Genomic DNA, 1,588 nt, shown 5'->3' on the forward strand with positions numbered 1-1,588 from the left:
TTCAGCAAGTGTTTTTTCTGCTTTGATCGCAGCAAGTGCTACCTTAGCCTTAAAGTCGTTTGAATGATTTCTTCTTGGTCTACGTGCCATAAAATACTCCATATATTGATGTTTATAACATCATTTGAGGAGCAGAGTATCACTTATAGGAGTTGTTCAAATTTCCGGATCCATCTCTAAGTGAGGAGGAAATGACTCTTACTATTCAGATGTTGTTTCAAGCTTTTTTTGATTGATAGAGTTTTATGTATTAAACTCTATATTGAAAGTAAATATATTGTAAAAATAGTATGTTATTTACTAATTGATTAAATTATTTACACTTATTCTGTATAATGCTCTATGAATTCATTACTTATTTTTTTAAATTAAAAATCATATGCAAAGCTTAAATGATGAAGAGTGTCGCCAAGTTGAAAGTGTAAAACAGCTTTTACAAAAAAATTTTAAAGATAAGCTTTATGCTATTTATTTATATGGTTCGTATGTTGATGGTGGTTTAAAACATAAAAGTGATCTTGATATTTTAGTTATTATTGAACGTGAAATTACCGATCAGGAAAGAAAACAATTAGCGCAGAATTTTCTAAATATATCTGTTCCGATTGGTCATGCTACAGCGCGTGCCTTAGAAATTACGATATTAGAAAAAGGGAGTATTACCAATAAAAATCATCCATATACATATCAGCTACAATATGGCGAGTGGTTGAGAGAAGAATTACTCAAAGGTGAATTACTTTATAGTCAATCTGATCCAGATATTAGTATTTTACTTAAAACTGCCCAATTACATAACATTACTATCTTTGGACCTGATATTTGCGATTGGTTAAATCCAATTAGCTATGAACAATTAATATTTGCCATGCAAAAAACTTATCCACAAATTATTGCTCATTGGAAAGACGATCAGGATGAATGTAATCAAATTTTAGCGCTATGCCGTATAGCTTATACATTAGATCATAAAACAATAGTTGCCAAGGATGTTGCTGCGACATGGTTTTTAGAATTCTTAAGTCAGATAGATCAAGACATTTTGCAACTCATAATAGATGAATATATTGGGCAAGGTCATGAGCAATGTTGGTTAGTTTTACATGATCAGCTTGCTAAAATTGTTAAAGAATTACAGCATAAAATTGAACCACTACTTTTTAACTGATGTGGAAGTAATGGATATGCTTCTTAGATTATTACCTCACTATATCTCTAAATACCGAAGAGACTTGATATTGCAAAGGGGGGCGTGGTTGGAGTTGCATGAAGATTTTAAATAAAAGCGGAGGAACTAGGGTAAAAGTTGCCAAAAAGTTTCTTCTGAAATGACTTTTATATTATGACGTTTAAGCAAAGCGGAGGTAACTCCATTGCCATAGATCTTATTCCCATTAAATTGACCATCGTAAATCATTGAACTACCACATGAAGGGCTATTTTCTTTAAGCACTACCAGAGTTGATGTGTGCTGAATTAGCAGGAGACTTTCACTTGGGAGATTCTAGGCAGCTAACCGATAAAAGTCTTCTGCCATTTGATTTGGTGTCTTAAAATCCAAGCCTTTTTGAATTCTTCGCTGATTATA

General features: G+C 32.3%; 1 protein-coding gene and 1 pseudogene. One reads left to right on the forward strand and one right to left on the reverse strand.

The window, feature by feature from the left end; all coding sequences use genetic code 11:
- The first annotated feature begins 379 nt into the window (after positions 1–379).
- Positions 380–1,168 carry an aminoglycoside adenylyltransferase domain-containing protein gene (locus FTV11_RS16890; RefSeq protein ID WP_038350081.1) on the forward strand — a complete coding sequence of 263 codons (789 nt, stop codon included), beginning with the start codon at positions 380–382 and terminating at the stop codon, positions 1,166–1,168.
- Between the two features lie 126 nt (positions 1,169–1,294).
- Here the strand turns inward: FTV11_RS16890 and FTV11_RS16895 are convergent.
- Positions 1,295–1,462: pseudogene (locus FTV11_RS16895) on the reverse strand (DUF523 domain-containing protein); the annotation flags it as partial.
- Positions 1,463–1,588 lie beyond the last annotated feature (126 nt).

Source organism: Acinetobacter sp. YH12231, assembly GCF_013417755.1.
GTDB classification, from domain to species: domain Bacteria; phylum Pseudomonadota; class Gammaproteobacteria; order Pseudomonadales; family Moraxellaceae; genus Acinetobacter; species Acinetobacter amyesii.

Bases quoted from the DNA above. Each gene is read 5' to 3' on its own strand.
- FTV11_RS16890 (WP_038350081.1), top strand. From the start codon at position 380: ATGCAAAGCTTAAATGATGAAGAGTGTCGCCAAGTTGAAAGTGTAAAA.